Source organism: Nitrospira sp., from assembly GCA_029194675.1.
Taxonomy (GTDB): domain Bacteria; phylum Nitrospirota; class Nitrospiria; order Nitrospirales; family Nitrospiraceae; genus Nitrospira_D.
The window spans coordinates 1,148,572-1,164,231 of the sequence record JARFXP010000001.1; the positions used below are offsets into that span (position 1 = coordinate 1,148,572).

The 15,660-nt window shown below is 55.9% G+C and carries 15 protein-coding genes and 3 pseudogenes; 9 read left to right on the plus strand and 9 right to left on the minus strand.

What is annotated here, in order from left to right; translation table 11 throughout:
• Positions 1 to 73 precede the first annotated feature (73 nt).
• Positions 74 to 2,605 (minus strand): polysaccharide biosynthesis protein, encoded by a 2,532-nt coding sequence (locus P0120_05415; GenBank protein MDF0673767.1) that lies wholly within the window; start codon positions 2,603 to 2,605, stop codon positions 74 to 76.
• Positions 2,605 to 3,762 (minus strand): DegT/DnrJ/EryC1/StrS family aminotransferase, encoded by a 1,158-nt coding sequence (locus tag P0120_05420; GenBank protein ID MDF0673768.1) that lies wholly within the window; start codon positions 3,760 to 3,762, stop codon positions 2,605 to 2,607. Before P0120_05420 ends, P0120_05415 begins: the two co-directional genes overlap by 1 nt.
• A gap of 451 nt (positions 3,763 to 4,213) precedes the next feature.
• Here P0120_05420 and P0120_05425 point away from each other — a divergent pair, with 451 nt between their 5' ends.
• From P0120_05425 to P0120_05455, 7 genes and pseudogenes are all read left to right on the plus strand, one after another.
• Positions 4,214 to 4,414: a hypothetical protein gene (locus tag P0120_05425; GenBank protein MDF0673769.1), complete on the plus strand. Its 201-nt coding sequence runs from the start codon at positions 4,214 to 4,216 to the stop codon at positions 4,412 to 4,414.
• 84 nt (positions 4,415 to 4,498) lie between these two features.
• A pseudogene (locus P0120_05430) lies at positions 4,499 to 5,143 on the plus strand (UdgX family uracil-DNA binding protein).
• Positions 5,067 to 5,252 (plus strand): hypothetical protein, encoded by a 186-nt coding sequence (locus P0120_05435; protein MDF0673770.1) that lies wholly within the window; start codon positions 5,067 to 5,069, stop codon positions 5,250 to 5,252. The pseudogene P0120_05430 and the gene P0120_05435 overlap by 77 nt, the downstream one beginning before the upstream one ends.
• A gap of 42 nt (positions 5,253 to 5,294) precedes the next feature.
• Complete coding sequence (locus P0120_05440) at positions 5,295 to 5,540, plus strand: CopG family transcriptional regulator (protein ID MDF0673771.1); 246 nt, start codon at positions 5,295 to 5,297, stop codon at positions 5,538 to 5,540.
• A gap of 235 nt (positions 5,541 to 5,775) precedes the next feature.
• Entirely contained in the window at positions 5,776 to 5,970 is a 195-nt protein-coding gene (locus P0120_05445; GenBank protein ID MDF0673772.1) for a hypothetical protein, read from the plus strand.
• Positions 5,971 to 6,541: 571 nt separating this feature from the next.
• Positions 6,542 to 7,267, plus strand: coding sequence for a winged helix-turn-helix domain-containing protein (locus P0120_05450; protein MDF0673773.1), 726 nt, complete (start codon positions 6,542 to 6,544; stop codon positions 7,265 to 7,267).
• Positions 7,207 to 7,566, plus strand: coding sequence for a transposase (locus tag P0120_05455; GenBank protein MDF0673774.1), 360 nt, complete (start codon positions 7,207 to 7,209; stop codon positions 7,564 to 7,566). The genes P0120_05450 and P0120_05455 overlap by 61 nt, the downstream gene beginning before the upstream one ends.
• A 20-nt stretch (positions 7,567 to 7,586) precedes the next feature.
• Here the strand turns inward: P0120_05455 and P0120_05460 are convergent, their stop codons facing one another.
• The 3 genes from P0120_05460 to P0120_05470 all read right to left on the minus strand — a co-directional run bounded on the left by P0120_05460 (position 7,587) and on the right by P0120_05470 (position 9,246).
• Positions 7,587 to 8,084: a hypothetical protein gene (locus P0120_05460; GenBank protein ID MDF0673775.1), complete on the minus strand. Its 498-nt coding sequence runs from the start codon at positions 8,082 to 8,084 to the stop codon at positions 7,587 to 7,589.
• 440 nt (positions 8,085 to 8,524) lie between these two features.
• Positions 8,525 to 9,028 carry a hypothetical protein gene (locus tag P0120_05465; protein ID MDF0673776.1) on the minus strand — a complete coding sequence of 168 codons (504 nt, stop codon included), beginning with the start codon at positions 9,026 to 9,028 and terminating at the stop codon, positions 8,525 to 8,527.
• Positions 9,025 to 9,246 carry a hypothetical protein gene (locus tag P0120_05470; GenBank protein MDF0673777.1) on the minus strand — a complete coding sequence of 74 codons (222 nt, stop codon included), beginning with the start codon at positions 9,244 to 9,246 and terminating at the stop codon, positions 9,025 to 9,027. The genes P0120_05465 and P0120_05470 overlap by 4 nt, the downstream gene beginning before the upstream one ends.
• Positions 9,247 to 9,711: 465 nt before the next feature.
• On the opposite strand from P0120_05470, the pseudogene P0120_05475 reads away from it, so the two are divergent.
• Positions 9,712 to 10,886: pseudogene (locus P0120_05475) on the plus strand (IS3 family transposase).
• Positions 10,887 to 11,386: 500 nt separating this feature from the next.
• Here the strand turns inward: P0120_05475 and P0120_05480 are convergent.
• Positions 11,387 to 11,659 carry a hypothetical protein gene (locus P0120_05480; protein MDF0673778.1) on the minus strand — a complete coding sequence of 91 codons (273 nt, stop codon included), beginning with the start codon at positions 11,657 to 11,659 and terminating at the stop codon, positions 11,387 to 11,389.
• An 83-nt stretch (positions 11,660 to 11,742) separates the two neighbouring features.
• Between P0120_05480 and P0120_05485 the strand changes: the two are divergent.
• A pseudogene (locus P0120_05485) lies at positions 11,743 to 12,820 on the plus strand (IS3 family transposase).
• Positions 12,821 to 12,848: 28 nt separating this feature from the next.
• On the opposite strand, the gene P0120_05490 reads toward P0120_05485, so the two are convergent.
• The 3 genes from P0120_05490 to ftsZ are packed head-to-tail and all read right to left on the minus strand — an operon-like array spanning position 12,849 to position 15,629.
• Positions 12,849 to 13,559: a YggS family pyridoxal phosphate-dependent enzyme gene (locus tag P0120_05490; protein ID MDF0673779.1), complete on the minus strand. Its 711-nt coding sequence runs from the start codon at positions 13,557 to 13,559 to the stop codon at positions 12,849 to 12,851.
• Positions 13,560 to 13,602: 43 nt separating this feature from the next.
• The gene (gene pgeF, locus P0120_05495) at positions 13,603 to 14,391 is read right to left on the minus strand and encodes a peptidoglycan editing factor PgeF (GenBank protein MDF0673780.1); all 789 of its coding nucleotides are present in this window, start codon (positions 14,389 to 14,391) and stop codon (positions 13,603 to 13,605) included.
• A gap of 41 nt (positions 14,392 to 14,432) precedes the next feature.
• Complete coding sequence (ftsZ, locus tag P0120_05500) at positions 14,433 to 15,629, minus strand: cell division protein FtsZ (GenBank protein ID MDF0673781.1); 1,197 nt, start codon at positions 15,627 to 15,629, stop codon at positions 14,433 to 14,435.
• Positions 15,630 to 15,660 lie beyond the last annotated feature (31 nt).

The following is a 15,660-nucleotide window of genomic DNA, read 5'->3' on the forward strand; positions in this document are numbered from 1 at the left end:
TTATCACTAAGGCATAACAGGAACTAGACCTTGTAAAGACGCATCAGCAGAATCGCAGACACCTCTTCTAGCTTTACAGCGAACCAGTCTTCACGGTCGACAACTCCATATCTGAAACGCAGGCTTGAAACATAGGAACGATTTCCTTGAGTCGTTCGAGCAACACGCCGGCTTCGCCGCGATAGCTTGACGCCTCCAATGCAAATAGCTTTTCGCGAAACTCTACGAAGTCGAGCTGGCTTATCGCACGAATCTGCAAGATTTTCTCCAAGGATGATCGCACCGCAATCTCTCCCTCCCCGACTAATTCCTCATAAAGCTTTTCCCCAGGACGGAGACCGACGAATTGAATAGGAATGTCCTTCCCTGGATTGAGTCCTGACAGCCGAATGAGACTCCGAGCGATATCAAGAACTTTGATTTGCTTCCCCATATCGAGAATATAAATGTGGCCCTGCTCGCCAATAGTTGCCGCCTGAAGCACCAACTGAACCGCTTCGGGGATAAGCATGAAGTATCGTTGAATCTCTGGATGTGTAACAGTCACGGGCCCACCGTTCCTGATTTGATCCTGGAAACGCAGCAACACACTGCCACTGCTGCCAAGAACATTGCCAAACCGTACCAAGAGGAAGCGAGTGCGACTCGTTCTCGCAATATCCTGAATAATCAGTTCAGCCACTCGCTTAGTAGCTCCCATCACACTCGATGGGTTGACCGCCTTATCAGTCGAGATATGGACGAATTGTTCTACTCCGTGGAGGCTCGCGGCTTCAGCAGTGACGCGCGTGCCGATGCAGTTGTTCTTCACGGCCTCCATCGGATTCAGCTCCACAAGAGGGACATGCTTATGCGCTGCTGCATGAAACAAGATCTGAGGCTTATACTGCTCCAGAACGGCGCAGAGGCGCTGGGCGTCAGTGACATCCCCAATCAGCGGGACAATGGGAAACGGAAGTCTCCGATCATCTAATTCTTTATGTATGTTGTATAGGCTGTTCTCATGGCGCTCATAGAGCAATAGTACTCTCGGCTCGAATAAGGTAATTTGACGAGCCAATTCGGAACCAATCGACCCGCCGGCACCAGTAATCAGGGCACACTTACCTCTAATCATCTGCCTCGTAGCTTCATTGTCTAGATCAATGGGCGCTCGCGCCAAAAGGTCGGGGATCGAAACATTACGTATTTGACTGACCGTACTTTGGTCTGCAAGGAGTTCATCTTTGGCAGGCAATGTCTTGATGGAAATATTATACGGCTCCAATTTGATAACGAGGTCTCGAAGAAACCCAGGGGTGACATTCGGTACCGCAACCACAACTACTTCAGGCTTGAATCCTTCTACAAGTTTTGGGAGGTCTTGCACTGTCCCCAAGACTCGGACTCCATGGATACGTTGATTAAGAAGCCCGACGTTATCATCGACGAATCCGATCGGCTGACAACCAAATACTGGGCGCGTTTTCATCTCCCGGACCACTCGTTCTCCTGAGTCTCCAGCGCCGATGACCAAAACCTTGCGTTTTTTCTGAAAAACTGACTTATCGCGAAGGACCCTGGAGGACAATCTCATCCCGGCAAGAAACCCGATGAGTAACATAGCGTCTATGGCAAATATAGAACGCGGGTAGCTATAGATCCCCATCGCCCAATGGACCCAACCATAAAATATGACAGTACTTGTCAGGACCCCCCCTATAATATTTTGAAGGTCCCAAATGCTCGTATACCTCCACAAACCTTCATTCAGGCCAAACAAGGCAAACGCCACTCCTCTAATGGCAACCAACGCGAGTACCGTTTGCTCGAAGATGTGGATTTCACCTTCGGGAATACTGCCATCATATCGTAGGACAAATGCGAAGTAGTTTGCCAGAATTATTAACACTACATCAAGAACGACAATAATTGGTTTCCGCCACCTCATAATAAGGGACGATAGGTTAGTCCAAGAAGAGGATAGGGGGGAGTCGACGGCTGCTTTTAGTTCAGGAAGTGTGAAGACCACAAGCGGAAGCCTAGAAATATGCACCAACGTTTGCATTATAATCGCAAGATCGAGCCGCAAAGACATATGGCGAATATACAATTTCGCCAACCGGAGCTTTTCGGGAAGAACTTTGAACTGATACTCTTCTTCAGGATTCGGGGAAGAGGCGAGGAGCGCCGCCTCATCAATGTACCTCAACGAGGCCAGATCTGTAATCCCGGGACGAACCGTGAGCACCTCCGAAAACTCAGAACGTAGTCGTTCAACATAGCCTGGAACTTCCGGCCTTGGACCGACAAGGCTCATATCGCCTACAAGAACATTTACCAGTTGAGGCAATTCATCGAGCTTGAATTTCCGTAGAATCCGACCGATTCTCGTAATGCGAGGATCTTGTCCCACTGTGAGAGGCAAGCAGATACCAGGAGCATCCACACCCATGGTTCGGAATTTTAGTATCGAGAACGGACGAAATCCCTGTCCCACGCGAACCTGGCGAAAGATCACCGGACCCTGTGAGCTCAGTTTGATCAAAGCAGAGATCATTGCTAGCAACGGCGCCATGAGAGCCAGCCCTAGCGCGGCTATGCAGACATCGAGCGTGCGTTTCATCACCGTCGGTTCCTCTTGACAAGATCCCGAACGGTCTCAATGACTCGATTGACCTCATCCTCCGTCATCTTCGAGTACAACGGCAATGAAACGATTCGTTGGAACACCATACTCGCAATGGGGAAGTCTTCAGGTCGGTAGCCCCCCCTGTCCCGATGATACGGGTGTAAATGGAGAGGAATGAAATGCACACTGCATCCGACACCGGCCTGCTGCAGTTGACGAATAAATTCATCGCGACCGATCCGCAAACGATCCAAATTCAATTGAATGACATACAGATGCCAGGCGTGCTGAACATGAGAAGCAGTTGGAGGGCACATGACCTCAGGAAGATCTTGGAAACCTTCCTGATACAGAGCAGCATACCGTTCACGCCCTTTCCAAAACCGCTCACACTTCTTCATTTGGGCCAAACCAAGCGCTGCAGCAATATCAGTCAGGTTGTACTTAAAACCAGGCGAGAGGATTTCGTAGTACCACGAACCTTGCGCAGAGTAGCGATTCCAAGCATCCCGGCTGAGACCGTGCAAACTCATCATCCGCATACGAGCGGCCCACTCAGCGTTATTAGTGGTAACCATTCCGCCTTCACCAGTGGTGATATTCTTTGTCGCGTAGAACGAAAAACAAGTGGCGTCAGAAATCCCGCCGATCATTTTGCCATGATATCGCGCTGGCAAGGCATGCGCCGCATCTTCGATCACGTGTAGGCTGTGATCCTTCGCGATCGCCTGAATGGGTCGTAGGTCGCACGGATGCCCGGCAAAGTGGACAGGGATGATCGCTTTCGTTTTATCGGTGATGGCTTGTTGGATACGATCGGTATTCAGATTCAGCGTGTCTTGCACGCAATCGATCAGAACTGGTCGTGCCTTGAAATAGGTGACGACCTCAGCCGTCGCGGCAAAGGTCATCGTCGGAACCAGTACTTCATCCCCTTCCCTCACACCAGCCGCTTCAAGGGCAAGATGGAGGGCCGCCGTACAGGAATTAACCGCAACCGCGTGCTCGGCTCCAACCATTGCGGCAAATTCACGCTCAAATTCTCTCACCTTGGGACCGGTTGTCAACCAACCAGAGCGGAGAACTTCCAGCACTTCTGACACCTCTTCCTCCCCAACATCAGACCTATGAAAAGGCAAAAAGTCTTTCATTCACAGATCTCCCCTTTGGCCAATGAACATGTCCCCATCAGGGGTACACTTTCCCATAACTCTGGAAAAGCACAACCCATCTTTGGAGGGGCTATGAAGACCTATGGCTGTTTAAAAAAATACCTCAGGAATGAAAATAAAATGGAGGTTAATCCTACAACATTCGATTGACCCAAGGCTATTAAAGAATAGCGAAATTAGAATTTTATAATTGTTTCAGTATCTTGAGGGAGTTTGCTACCAGACCAGTTCTCTCCCCCGAAACAACAACTCCAAGTCCCATTTAGAATCTAGGAGCCTGTCCGACATTGACCTGAGCGCCGGCTGATCGTTCCAGGTGAGCCCGTATTCGCGGACCCACAGACGGATGCGCCTACGATCTTCGACTACCCTTCGACGTTCCGCTCCGCCTTCCGGCTTCTGCCCACTGCCCCTCGCCGGGACGTCGCCGTTGCCGACAGAGGGCGGTCCAGAGCTTACGCACATTGTGGGTCGTACAGATCAGCGCCCATTCCCCACGGACCTGCCGCATCCCGCGCAACAAGAATTGCCAATAGCCACGGCCACGCGCGATTTACAAGATCTGGCCGAGGAGAACATCCTCATCCCTACCGGCAGCGGCCGAAGCACGCACTACAAGATCAATCTGTAGCCGAATTCAACCCCCGGCAACAAGTCGTGGCGGATGAGGGAAATCACTCGCTGCCCCTCTGCGAGAACCGGTGTATGGTGAATCATGCGACGCCACGTCCGATCCGCCGCCCCATTCCTTCCGGTCAAACTGACCATCCCAAGTCTGCAACAGGCCGCCGCAGCCTGTACCGATTGCGATTTGTATCAACGAGTCACGCAAATCGTGTTCGGAGAAGGGACGACTCATGCCACCGTCGTTTTTGTCGGCGAACAGCCGGGCGATCAGGAGGACCGAGCCGGCCATCCCTTTGTCGGACCGGCCGGCAAAATCTTGGACAAGGCTTTGGCCGAAGCCGGAATCGCCCGAGAGAAGATCTACGTCACGAATGCCGTGAAACATTTCAAATGGGAGCCGTAAGACAAGCGCCGCAAGCACAAGAAACCGTCGGCCTCAGAAATCGCCGCCTGCCGCCCATGGCTTGAAGCAAAAGTACAAGTAGTGAAACCATGTGTCATCGTGTGTCTCGGCGTGACGGCAGCCCAGTCGGTTTTTGGAAAGCCTGTTCGTTTGAATGATCTACGAGGACGGCCTTGGAGCACGCCTATCGCTTCGAACGTCTTTGTGACTGTCCACCCATCGGCAATTCTTCGACATCCGGAAGCAGCGCAGCGTGAAGAAGAATATCGCCGCTTCGTCGAAGATCTCCGACACATCAAACAATTTCTCCAAGCACAGCGGCTTTCATAAGAAGCAAGGGATCATCGGCCAAGAAATGTATGTCCTTCAGCGTTACATCGAAGGCAACCGCAACGTGGGATGGCACAGCTCCCCACGCACTGTGGTAGCCATCAAATAATTCTCCGTTGACATAGTGATGCTATGCGAATACGTCTGACATATGCGGACAACGATTCGCATCGCTGACCAACTCCTCAGATCAGCTAAGCGCTTCGCCCATGAGACCGGACAGTCTCTGATTAAACTGATGGAAGATGCTCTGCGCTATACACTCGCCCGTCGCACGGCCAAACCGGCGCGCAAACCGATAAAACTCACCATGGTCTCTGGATATGGCCTTCGCTCCGGCGTGGACATCGACGATTCCGCCGCCCTCCTCACCTTCATGGAGCGGCCTCATGGTTGACGTTACTCAGTAGTCAGTAATTAAGACAACACCGATGCCAATGAAACCCGCATGGAACAAAGGTAATAAGAATCTTGTGTGGTCCAAATATCCATCTTCTGAGTAATGTGCTGGTCTATGCCCACCGCGAAGATGCCGCCCCGCCCATCGAGAACACCTTGCATGGCTCGAAGCAGTCCCCCGACGCTTTCTCGCCGACATGGGCGATCGAAGTGGGAGCGGAAGGATCTCGACGGTGTCTATGATTCTCCATGCCTATATCAAAAGGCAAGACTTACCCACTCCGCCGATTTTCAAGATAGTTGCTGACCCACTTCTCCTAGGAGCGACCTATCTCGATCGGTCGGATAAAGCCCGGCGAGGGAAGCAGCTGTTGTGTCGGCTTACGCACCTCGGCTATACAGTCCCCATGGCCCCGGCTGGAGCCTGAGAAAACAACGGGCCCACAGAGCAACTGTTTTCATAACAGTTGCTGACACCATTAATTTGCCTAAGACTCCAGTCCATTTGTTTCTTACATAGGCTGGTCTTTCGACTGTATGCTTGGATGCGCTTTCAGCATAGCCTTTTGCATTGCAGTGTTTGCTATCTCTAGAGGGGTCTTTCCTTCTGCATCACGGACATTCAGATCTGCACCGTGAGCCACAAGCATCACCGCCACATTGGTCGATTTTGCTCCACGCTTGGCTGCGATATGGAGTGGGGTGCTGCCCAACACGCTTCGAACTCGGACGTTTGCACCGTGTTGTAAGAGAATCTTGGCAACATGATCGAGTCCGTGAGAAGCCGCGCCATGGAGGGCAGACCATGCACCCTCATCTATAGCATCAACATCAGCTCCATGCGTGATGAGAAGTCCAATGATCTCCGACGGATCTACCAGGGCCTTACTGTCCGTGGATGAGTATGGCCATGAAAGCACCTGATTCAAAGGCGTCTCGAATCTGGCAGACTTACTGATCAGTTCACTAAATAGTGCGTAGTATAGTATACCTTCTGGCATGCGGACGAGACCGGATGCCAGGAAGTTGGGGGCAGCAGCACAGCAGCTGTTGCGTCGCCAGGTCGTGCAGGCGGTTCGGGGTGGGATGACGCAGACGGACGCGGCGCGGACCTATGGTGCCAGTCTGCGGGCGGTGAGCCACTGGATGCGGCTTGACCGAAGGGGAGGGCTGCGGGCCCTGATGCTCAAGCGCCGGGGGCGGCGGGTCGGTGGGGGGCTGCTGAACGAGAAGCGGGCCGGACGCATTCGGGCGCTGATTGTGGGGCAAATGCCGGATCAATTGAGGCTCCCGTTTTATCTGTGGACGCGGGCCGCCGTGGCCGCGCTCATCCGGCGGGAGTACGGCATCGAGCTGTCGCTCGTGACGGTCGGACGCTCTCTCACGGCCTGGGGGATGAGCCCACAGAAACCAGTGCGTCGGGCCTACGAGCGTAAGGACACGGCCATCACGCGCTGGCTGACACAGGAGTATCCGGCGCTGGCCCGCCAGGCCAAACGCGAACATGCCGTCATGTATTGGGGGGACGAGATGGGGCTTCGCAGCGATCACGTGACAGGCCGCAGCTATGCGCCCCTGGGGCAGACTCCCGTAACCCGGGCAACCGGTCAGCGTTTCGGCTGTAACATGTCTCGGCGATTACCAACAAAGGGGCGCTTGCCTTCATGGTGTTTCACGGGCGGTTTCGTGCGCCGGTCTTTGTGCAGTTCCTCACACGGCTGCTGAAGTCAGTCCGCCGCCGGATCTATCTCATCGTGGACGGGCATCCCGTGCATCGCTCCGCGGTGGTGACGCGGTTCATTGCCCCGCATGCCAGACGACTCCGGCTAATCCCTCTGCCTGGCTACTGTCCCGAACTCAATCCGGATGAACTCCTGAACCAGGACGTCAAAACTAACGGGCTGGGGACGCACCGTCCGGCCAACCGGACCGAACTCATCAAGACCGTGCGGAGCTATCTGCATCGGCGACAGAAACAACCCCAGGTGATCAAGAACCTGTTTCAAGAGAAACATGTCCGATAGGCGGCCTGATACAGTACGCACTATTTGGTGGTCGGCTCAGTAACATTTACGTCCGCCCCATTCTCAATCAATTCCTTCATCAACGCATAGTCGTTCTTTTTAGCTGCCTGTAAAAGCCTATGGTCGTTCGATGTGTAGGCTTTCTTCAAGCTGAGTTCTTGAACCTTAAACCACGAACCGGGATGCGTGTCGTATTCGTTCGGGGGCAGTGCATCTCCGACGACCCCTTTCACGCTATACAGTGCCCCAAGAGCAATTTCTTGTAACTGGCTCGGCTGGGAGAATGTGAGGTTGTACCTTGCGCCGGCAGTGGACATGACAGCGCCAGGAGTATCTAGCTGAATTCCTTTATCACCAATTCCGCGATATACCCTTATGACGAATATGGTTCCCTCAACCGTAATCAGACCAGGCAGGTCACCTTTGGACGAAAGGCCAGCAGCTGGGGTCTGTGCCATTGATTCCCCAAATCCGGCTATAAGCAGAAGCCCAATAAGAGACACTGTCAATTTTCTCATGTTCCGCTCCTAACGTGAAATCTATCGTCACCTAACCATGTTTTAGACGGATCCACAATAAGGACTTAATTTGTCATTTTCGATTCGTGTCCCAGATAGAGTCAAGGTTTGTCTTGTGCATGTATGAATTTTTGCATGATGACGCGTCCGTACTGGTCGAAACTGCTGTGATTAATTGGTTAAAGTCGTGAAAAGCAAAAAGTCTGGGGGGTCTTAGCTCTGTACTGCTAAAGGTCTGGAAGACTATAGCATCGAGAAGTTGGGGTCGGATCTTGAACCGTGCATGGCGCAGGAGAGCCGATTCGATCTTGCCGCTCATTGTTCCAGACACCCCTCCTGTTCTCCAGCCACTCCTCTGCTCATTGCGTCCCACCGTAGTTTTTTCGCGTGGAACATCTGGGTGAGCACCAATAACGAAAGGAACCGCAGGTCATCCTGAGTTATCTGGATTTGGTTATGCTCCGTGACGCACGCATGACCTCCAGTGCACGCTCGATGATGAGGCGGTCCGGCAGGTCTTTTTCACGGCGTGTTTGTTTGGTGAGCAGAAGTCCTTCCAGATTGATGGTGCTCACCGGAATGCCTTCGAACGCGATGGTTTCGGCATACGGCCGGAGCGTGTCATAGGTCATGCCGTTGGCATTCAGCATGACGTCCACGACAAATGCATCGGCGACTCGAATATTTTCACCCTCTTCGAACCAAACCGGTTCGATCTCCTTGGCCGCTTGATCAGGAAGGATCAGCAGCGCCTCTTTGACCCGTTGTCCCGCCGTGGCAGAAGCCGGAACCACAATATCAATATCGGTCGTTGCCCGTTGGTAGCCATGGGCCGCCAGCGCATAACCACCTATGAGGAAATAGTCAACGTGATGTTGATTGAGAGAACGTAAGAGGGTTTTGAGATCCTCGAGCGTGGCGGGTCGGCTGTACTCCTCCATCACGCTCGCTCGGCGGCTAATCGTCCTATGCCCTGTACCAAGCAGTCTTCCTGTTGTTTGTTCGCGTCCGTATGCGATCGAAAACGGTACACCCCTTTCAGAATAAACATACTTTTGGCCAAATGTGCGATCACCTCGCTAAAGCGCGCCCCTTCCGCCAGCAAGGTTCCATCGCCCTGTCTGACAATCGGTCGCTCACGTCTGTACCCAACCGTTTTCATGTTCTTTACTCTACCTGAGGTGCTAAAAGTGGGCAAGCCGTACCTCCTCGACCGCACCGGCGATGAGCAGTCGTTATCGAACAGACCATTTGCGGAAGCAGCGAGACGTTCGTCAGAGGGTCGATGCCGGCTGCGCAAGCGGTTCCATAGCATGATGTACCAGGCCTGAGGTTTGTGCTCCATCATGGTGCCCCTTCCCATGAACACTCTCGATCTCAACGGATGCGATTCCTATGGCCCAGATGTAAGGAATCAGGCCGCAGGGTTTCTCGTTGTCAGACGATTCCGAGGAATACGGCAAGGGATCGATCAACGCGCACCATGAGTTCGCCGTTCAACGATCCAATGCGAGCGCCGATGGTTTCCCGGGGGACTGCGGCGAGAGACAACGGGGTCTGGAATGTTTGTGCTAGGCTCGAAAAAGTGGACGCCTTCAACCTATGCTCTGAGGTCTGGAGGTGGGGGATGGAACAATTACCGCGACAGAGATATAGGAAGGAGTTCCGTGAGCAAGCGGTGCAGCTGGTCCTGGGACAGAAGTTGACGATTCCGGAGGCAGCAAGACGCCTGACCATGTCGGGCAAGACGCTCGAGAACTGGGTGTGTCGAGCCCGGCGAGGCCAGCTCGCGACGCTGGGGGAGGGCCGACGGCCCGTGACAGAGCTGGAGGCCGAGGTCTCTCGGCTGAAGCGTGAACTCACCGAGGCACGGATGGAGCGCGACATCTTAAAAAAAGCCACCGCGTACTTTGCCCAGGCGCAGCTGCCCGGTACGCGCTCATGAGAACGCTGCGGCCCCAGTATCCGCTGAATCTGTGGTGTCGGGTGCTGGAGGTGTCCCAAAGCGGCTCCTATGCCTGGCAGCACCGACGGCCGTCGAAACGCGCCCAGGAGAATGCACGGCTGGAAGTGGCGATCCAAGCCGCCCATATGCGCACGCGACAGACGTAGGGGCCGGAGCGCCTCCAGGCGGAATTGCGTGAGGACGGCTTCCCAGCCGGGATTGGACGCATCAAGCGGCTGCGGAAGAAGCTGGGCCTCCGCTGCGCGCAGATGCGCCGGTTCACAATCACCACGGATTCGGCGCATCAATGGCCGGTGGCGGACAATCTCCTGGCTCAAACGTTCACCGCAACGCGTCCGAATGAGACCTGGGTCACTGATATCACCTATATCCCCACGGGGGAAGGGTGGGTGTATGTGGCGGGGATCAAAGATCTGTACACGTGTGAGGTGGTCGGGCATGCGATGGGCGCTCGGATGACGACGGACTTGGTGAGCCATGCCTTGGACAAAGCCGTAGGGGCGAAGCGTCCGCGACCGGGACTCGTCCACCACTCCGATCGCGGCTCACAGTACTGTGCCCACAAGTAGCAAGGTCGATTGCGCCAGTTGGGCATGACTGCGTCCATGAGTCGGAAGGGTCACGGCTATGACAACGCACCGATGGAGAGTTTCTGGGGAACGCTGAAGAATGAGCTGGTGCACCACCGGCGCTACGACACGCGAGAGCAGGCCCAGCGTGAGATCACGGAGTACATCGAGATCTTCTCTAACCGGCACCGGCGCTACTCCCGGCTCGGGAATCGCTCCCCGGCGGCATTTGCCCAGCAGTGGGCCCGTCAGCTGCCGGCGGCGTGAGACTGCAACTCATGGCGTCCACTATTGACAACCGGGGTCAGTTTCTATGGGCAGGTTACTGCACCTGGCTGCGAGTCACGGCTATTATGATCGCTTCTCACCTTTAGCCCGTCTTCCGCAGTTTGCCGTGGGAAAGTGACGCGCTTGCTCTTCTGCTGTCCTGAACGCAGCCTGAGTTCAGGGCCTGCTCTCAGGCCAGGGCGTGTCGTGCAGTCCGCCCCCTTGCCCGGACATGGGCAGCCGTCAATACTCGGCCCCCATCAGGGACGACGGGCAACATCCCAGGGGTGCGTGTCGAGCGGGTGCGGCATGTGGGCGCTGGCGACCGGGGCTTGCTGCTCTGGAAGAAGCTGGGCCGGGCCGCCAGGAGAACGGAGCCAGCGAACGCCAGCCTCACCCGCGGCGTGCTCCGCCTGGAACACACACTGGGCAAACTGGCCGAACCGGGGGCACTCGGCAGAGCCAGGGCCCCACAGAACGTCGCGCGGCAGATCGGACGGCTATTGAGCCGGGCTGCCGCCCGGTTCACGGTCACCGGCAACGCGGTCAGCGGCGGAACAGACGCCCGACGCTCCCTCCCCATCACACAGAACGAAGCCCGGTCCCACTGGGCGCGTGAACCCGGCGGCCACGCCCGCCGCGGGACTGCGCGTGATCCCAAGACCGTGGGGAAGACCGCGAGCCAGCTGACCGAGGGCGAAGACCGTTTCCGTCTCGACACACACGCCGTGGGGCTGCGCCCGCTCTTCCCCCAGAACCAGGCCCGGACTCACGCCCACAGCCTGGTGGGTGTCCTTGTGCTAGGCTCGAAAAAGTGGACGCCTTCAACCTATGATCTGAGGTCTGGAGGTGTGAGATGGAACGAGTTCCGCGACAGCAGTATACGAAGGAGTTCCGTGAGCAAGCGGTGCAGCTGGTCCTGGAACAGAAGTTGACGATTCCAGAGGTAGCAAGACGCCTGGCCATGTCGGGCAAGACGCTCGAGAACTGGGTGTGTCGAGCCCGGCGCGGTCAGCTCGCGACGCTGGGGGAGAGCCGACGGCCCGTGACAGAGCTGGAGGCCGAGGTCTCTCGGCTGAAGCGCGACCTGGCCGAGGCGCGGATGGAGCGCGACATCTTAAAAAAAGCCACCGCGTACTTTGCCAAGGCGCAGCTGCCCGGTACGCGCTCATGAGGACGCTGCGGCCCCAGTATCCCCTGAGTGTGTTGTGTCGGGTGCTGGAGGTGTCCCGAAGTGGGTACTATGCCTGGCGCACGCGCCGTCCCTCGAAGCGCGCTCAGGAGAACGCGCGCCTAGAAGTGGCGATCCAGGCCGCGCATGTGCGCACCCGGCAGACCTATGGGCCGGAACGTCTCCAAGCGGAATTGCGTGAGGATGGGTTCCCCGCTGGGGTCGGACGCATCAAACGGCTACGCAAGAAACTGAGACTACGTTGCAAACAGGTGCGCTGGTTCACGACCACGACGGATTCAAAGCACTCGCTGCCGGTGGCGGAGAATGTCTTGGCCCAAACGTTTGTCGCCACGCGCCCGAACGAGACCTGGGTCACCGACATCACGTATATCCCCACCGCAGAAGGGTGGTTGTATCTGGCGGGGATCAAAGATCTGTATACATGTGAGGTGGTTGGGCATGCGAGGGGGCGCGGATGACGACGGACTTGGTGCAGGGGGCGCTCAGGAACGCTCTCGACACCAAGCGCCCGGCCCCGGGGCTCATTCATCATTCTGATCGCGGCTCTCAATATTGTGCCCAGGACTATCAAGCGCAATTGCGGCAGTTCGGCCTGACCCCGTCTATGAGTCGGAAGGGCAACTGCTATGATAACGCGCCGATGGAGAGTTTCTGGGGAACGCTCAAGAATGAGCTGGTGCACCACCGGCGGTATGAAACACGGGAGCAGGCTCGGCGAGAGATCACGGAGTACATCGAGGCTCTTCTATCTGTGTGTGAGTGCGGGATTAGACATGGCGTGCTCCAAAGATGGCAGTACCGACACGGACTAATGTCGCCCCTTCCTCAATGGCGACTTCATAATCGTTCGACATTCCCATCGACAGTTCATCCATCCTCACGGTCGGCAAGTCGAGTGCTGCAATCCGCCGTGCAAGATCATGGAGTTGGCGGAAATACGGCCTGGCCGAGTCCGGATCAGCAGTCGGCGGAGGGATCGTCATTAAGCCTTTGATACAGGTATGAGAAAGCTGCGCCATCATCGGTATCGATCGCACAACGTCATCGGGCTGAAACCCTGCCTTTGTCGGTTCCCTCCCGATATTCACCTCCAGCAAGACATTCTGCTGACGGCCAGCCTCTCCCGCACGGCGATCGATTTCTTGCGCCAAGTCTAAACTATCCACCGATTGAATCAGGTCGAATAGACCGATCACGGACCGTACCTTCCTTCGTTGCAGCTGCCCGATAAAATGCCAATGAACCGGTGCCTGGGTGAAGGCGGCTATTTTAGGAAGCGCTTCCTGTACACGATTTTCACCCAAGATGGACAAGCCGGCACGCACACCTTCGGCAATGTGTTCAACCGTCACGGTTTTCGTCGCGGCCACCAATCGCACCGTACCGGCAGGACGTCCGGCTTTTTCTTCGGCCGACCGAATTTTTGTGAGAACCGATCGAACACCTTTTGCTATCGCTTCCGGGTTGAGCGCTTCCATCGTCCTCTCTCACGAGTCGCGGCCGCTCATTCAGCGACCGTCCTTATTCTAGCGGAAGAAGCTCGGAATTGGCAGAGTCTGACTTATCTTCTCTTCGCCTCATCGACAACCCGATGGCACTGACCATGGTGCCGTTGACTTTCCTCTCTCGCCGATAGGAAAAAAAGAGGTCTTCATGGCAAATCGTACAGAGGTTGACGGTCGTGATGGACTTCAGAGGCGCCCCGAGGTGTTGCGCCTGTTCTTTGACGAGCGATTTCAAATCAAGATGCGCTTTTCCGCCTCCTCTCGTTCGTACCACTTTGTTCCAACGCGGAAATCCCTGACACAGACGGTCGAGAACGGGCTCATCCACTTCGTAACAGCAAACCCCAACGGATGGGCCGATACTGATCCGTACATGCTCCAGACGCGAGCCAAAGCGAGACTCCAACAGGGCCAGTGTTTTGGGGATAATGCCGGCAACAGCCCCCCGCCAGCCGGCATGGACAGCGGCCACGACCCGGCGTTTAGGATCATGCATCAGGATTGGCACGCAATCTGCCGTCCGCACCGCCACCATGATCCCAGGTTGATCAGTGACCAAGGCATCCCAACCTCCCAGAAATCGGTCTGTTGGAGCCAAGGCACGGTCCACCACCAGCGCTTCCGTTCCATGGACTTGCTTTACTGAGAGCGTCCATGAGGACGATACCGCGCCTGCGATCCCCCTCCGCGGGATTCCCACTTCAAGACCAAGACCCATGGCATGTCGACGAGTCCCGAAAAAATGGCAAACCTGACTCCCGGCATCCGCAAACGCCGGCACGGTAATAACTGATGCGCTTGTCATATTCAGGCTCAACACCTCATCACGTAAAGAGATCCGTGAGGTCAGTCAGTTTGTTTACGAAGAAATGTCGGCACATCCCATTCATCTTCGGCAGTCAACACCGCCCGATCCATCGACTCCCGCACCTCGTTCATTCTCCGCAAAAAGGCGGGACGATCGAGGTCTTTCATCGGGCGATCTACCGCCAGTGACGCGCCCATGCCTGCCAACACTGATGGGACGGGTTTGGCCGGCCGACTCATTCCCCTATCAGCTCCGATCGTGGCTGCCGCTGAGTCCTCTTCTCGTTCAAACCCGGTCGCGATCACCGTAATGATCAGTTCCTCGCCCATGTCTGGGTTGATGACCTGCCCGACAATGATGTTGGCTTCGGGATCTGCCGTCTGTTGGATGATGGAGGCGGCTTCCTCGATCTCGTGCAGCGACATGCTGGGGCCTCCCGTAATATTCAGGAGGACGCCGCGGGCCCCTTCGACGCTTCCTTCCTCAAGGAGCGGACTACACATGGCCTTCTGAGCGGCTTCGATCGCCCGATTCGGCCCATAGGAAACGCCCATGCCCATGACCGCTCGTCCAGTGTGTGACATCACGGTACGGACATCGGCAAAATCGACGTTCACATGTCCCGTGGTCGTAATGACGTCGGCGATGCCTTGGATCGCTTGCCGCAACACGTCATCCGCGACTTTGAACGCTTCGAGAAGCGGAGTCGATTTATCGACGATCCCCAAGAGCCGCTGATTCGGAATGATGAGCAATGTATCCACATGCCGACGCAAGTCGCGGATTCCTTCTTCCGCATGCTTCTGTCGCCGTTGGCCTTCATACTGAAACGGTTTCGTGACGACGCCTACCGTAAGGATGCCCATTTCACGGGCGATACTGGCCACGATGGGTGCCGCTCCTGTGCCGGTCCCTCCCCCCATCCCGGCCGTGACGAAAACCATGTCGGCCCCTTCGAGACATTCTCGGATGTGCTCTTTACTCTCAAGCGCGGCATCTCTCCCGATCTCGGGCTTTGCCCCCGCACCCAACCCGCGGGTTCGTTCCGGCCCGAGCTGGATCTTATACGGTGCCAGCGATCGATCAAGCGCCTGTAGGTCGGTGTTACCCGCGATAAAATCGACGCGCGCGAGTCCGGAGGTGATCATCGTATTGATCGCATTACACCCGCCTCCGCCGATTCCAATCACCTTGATGCGGACCGGCGACAGTAGATCTTCTTGGAATGAGAACATTGGGGCACCTCCTCACATCGCCTCGCAAGAC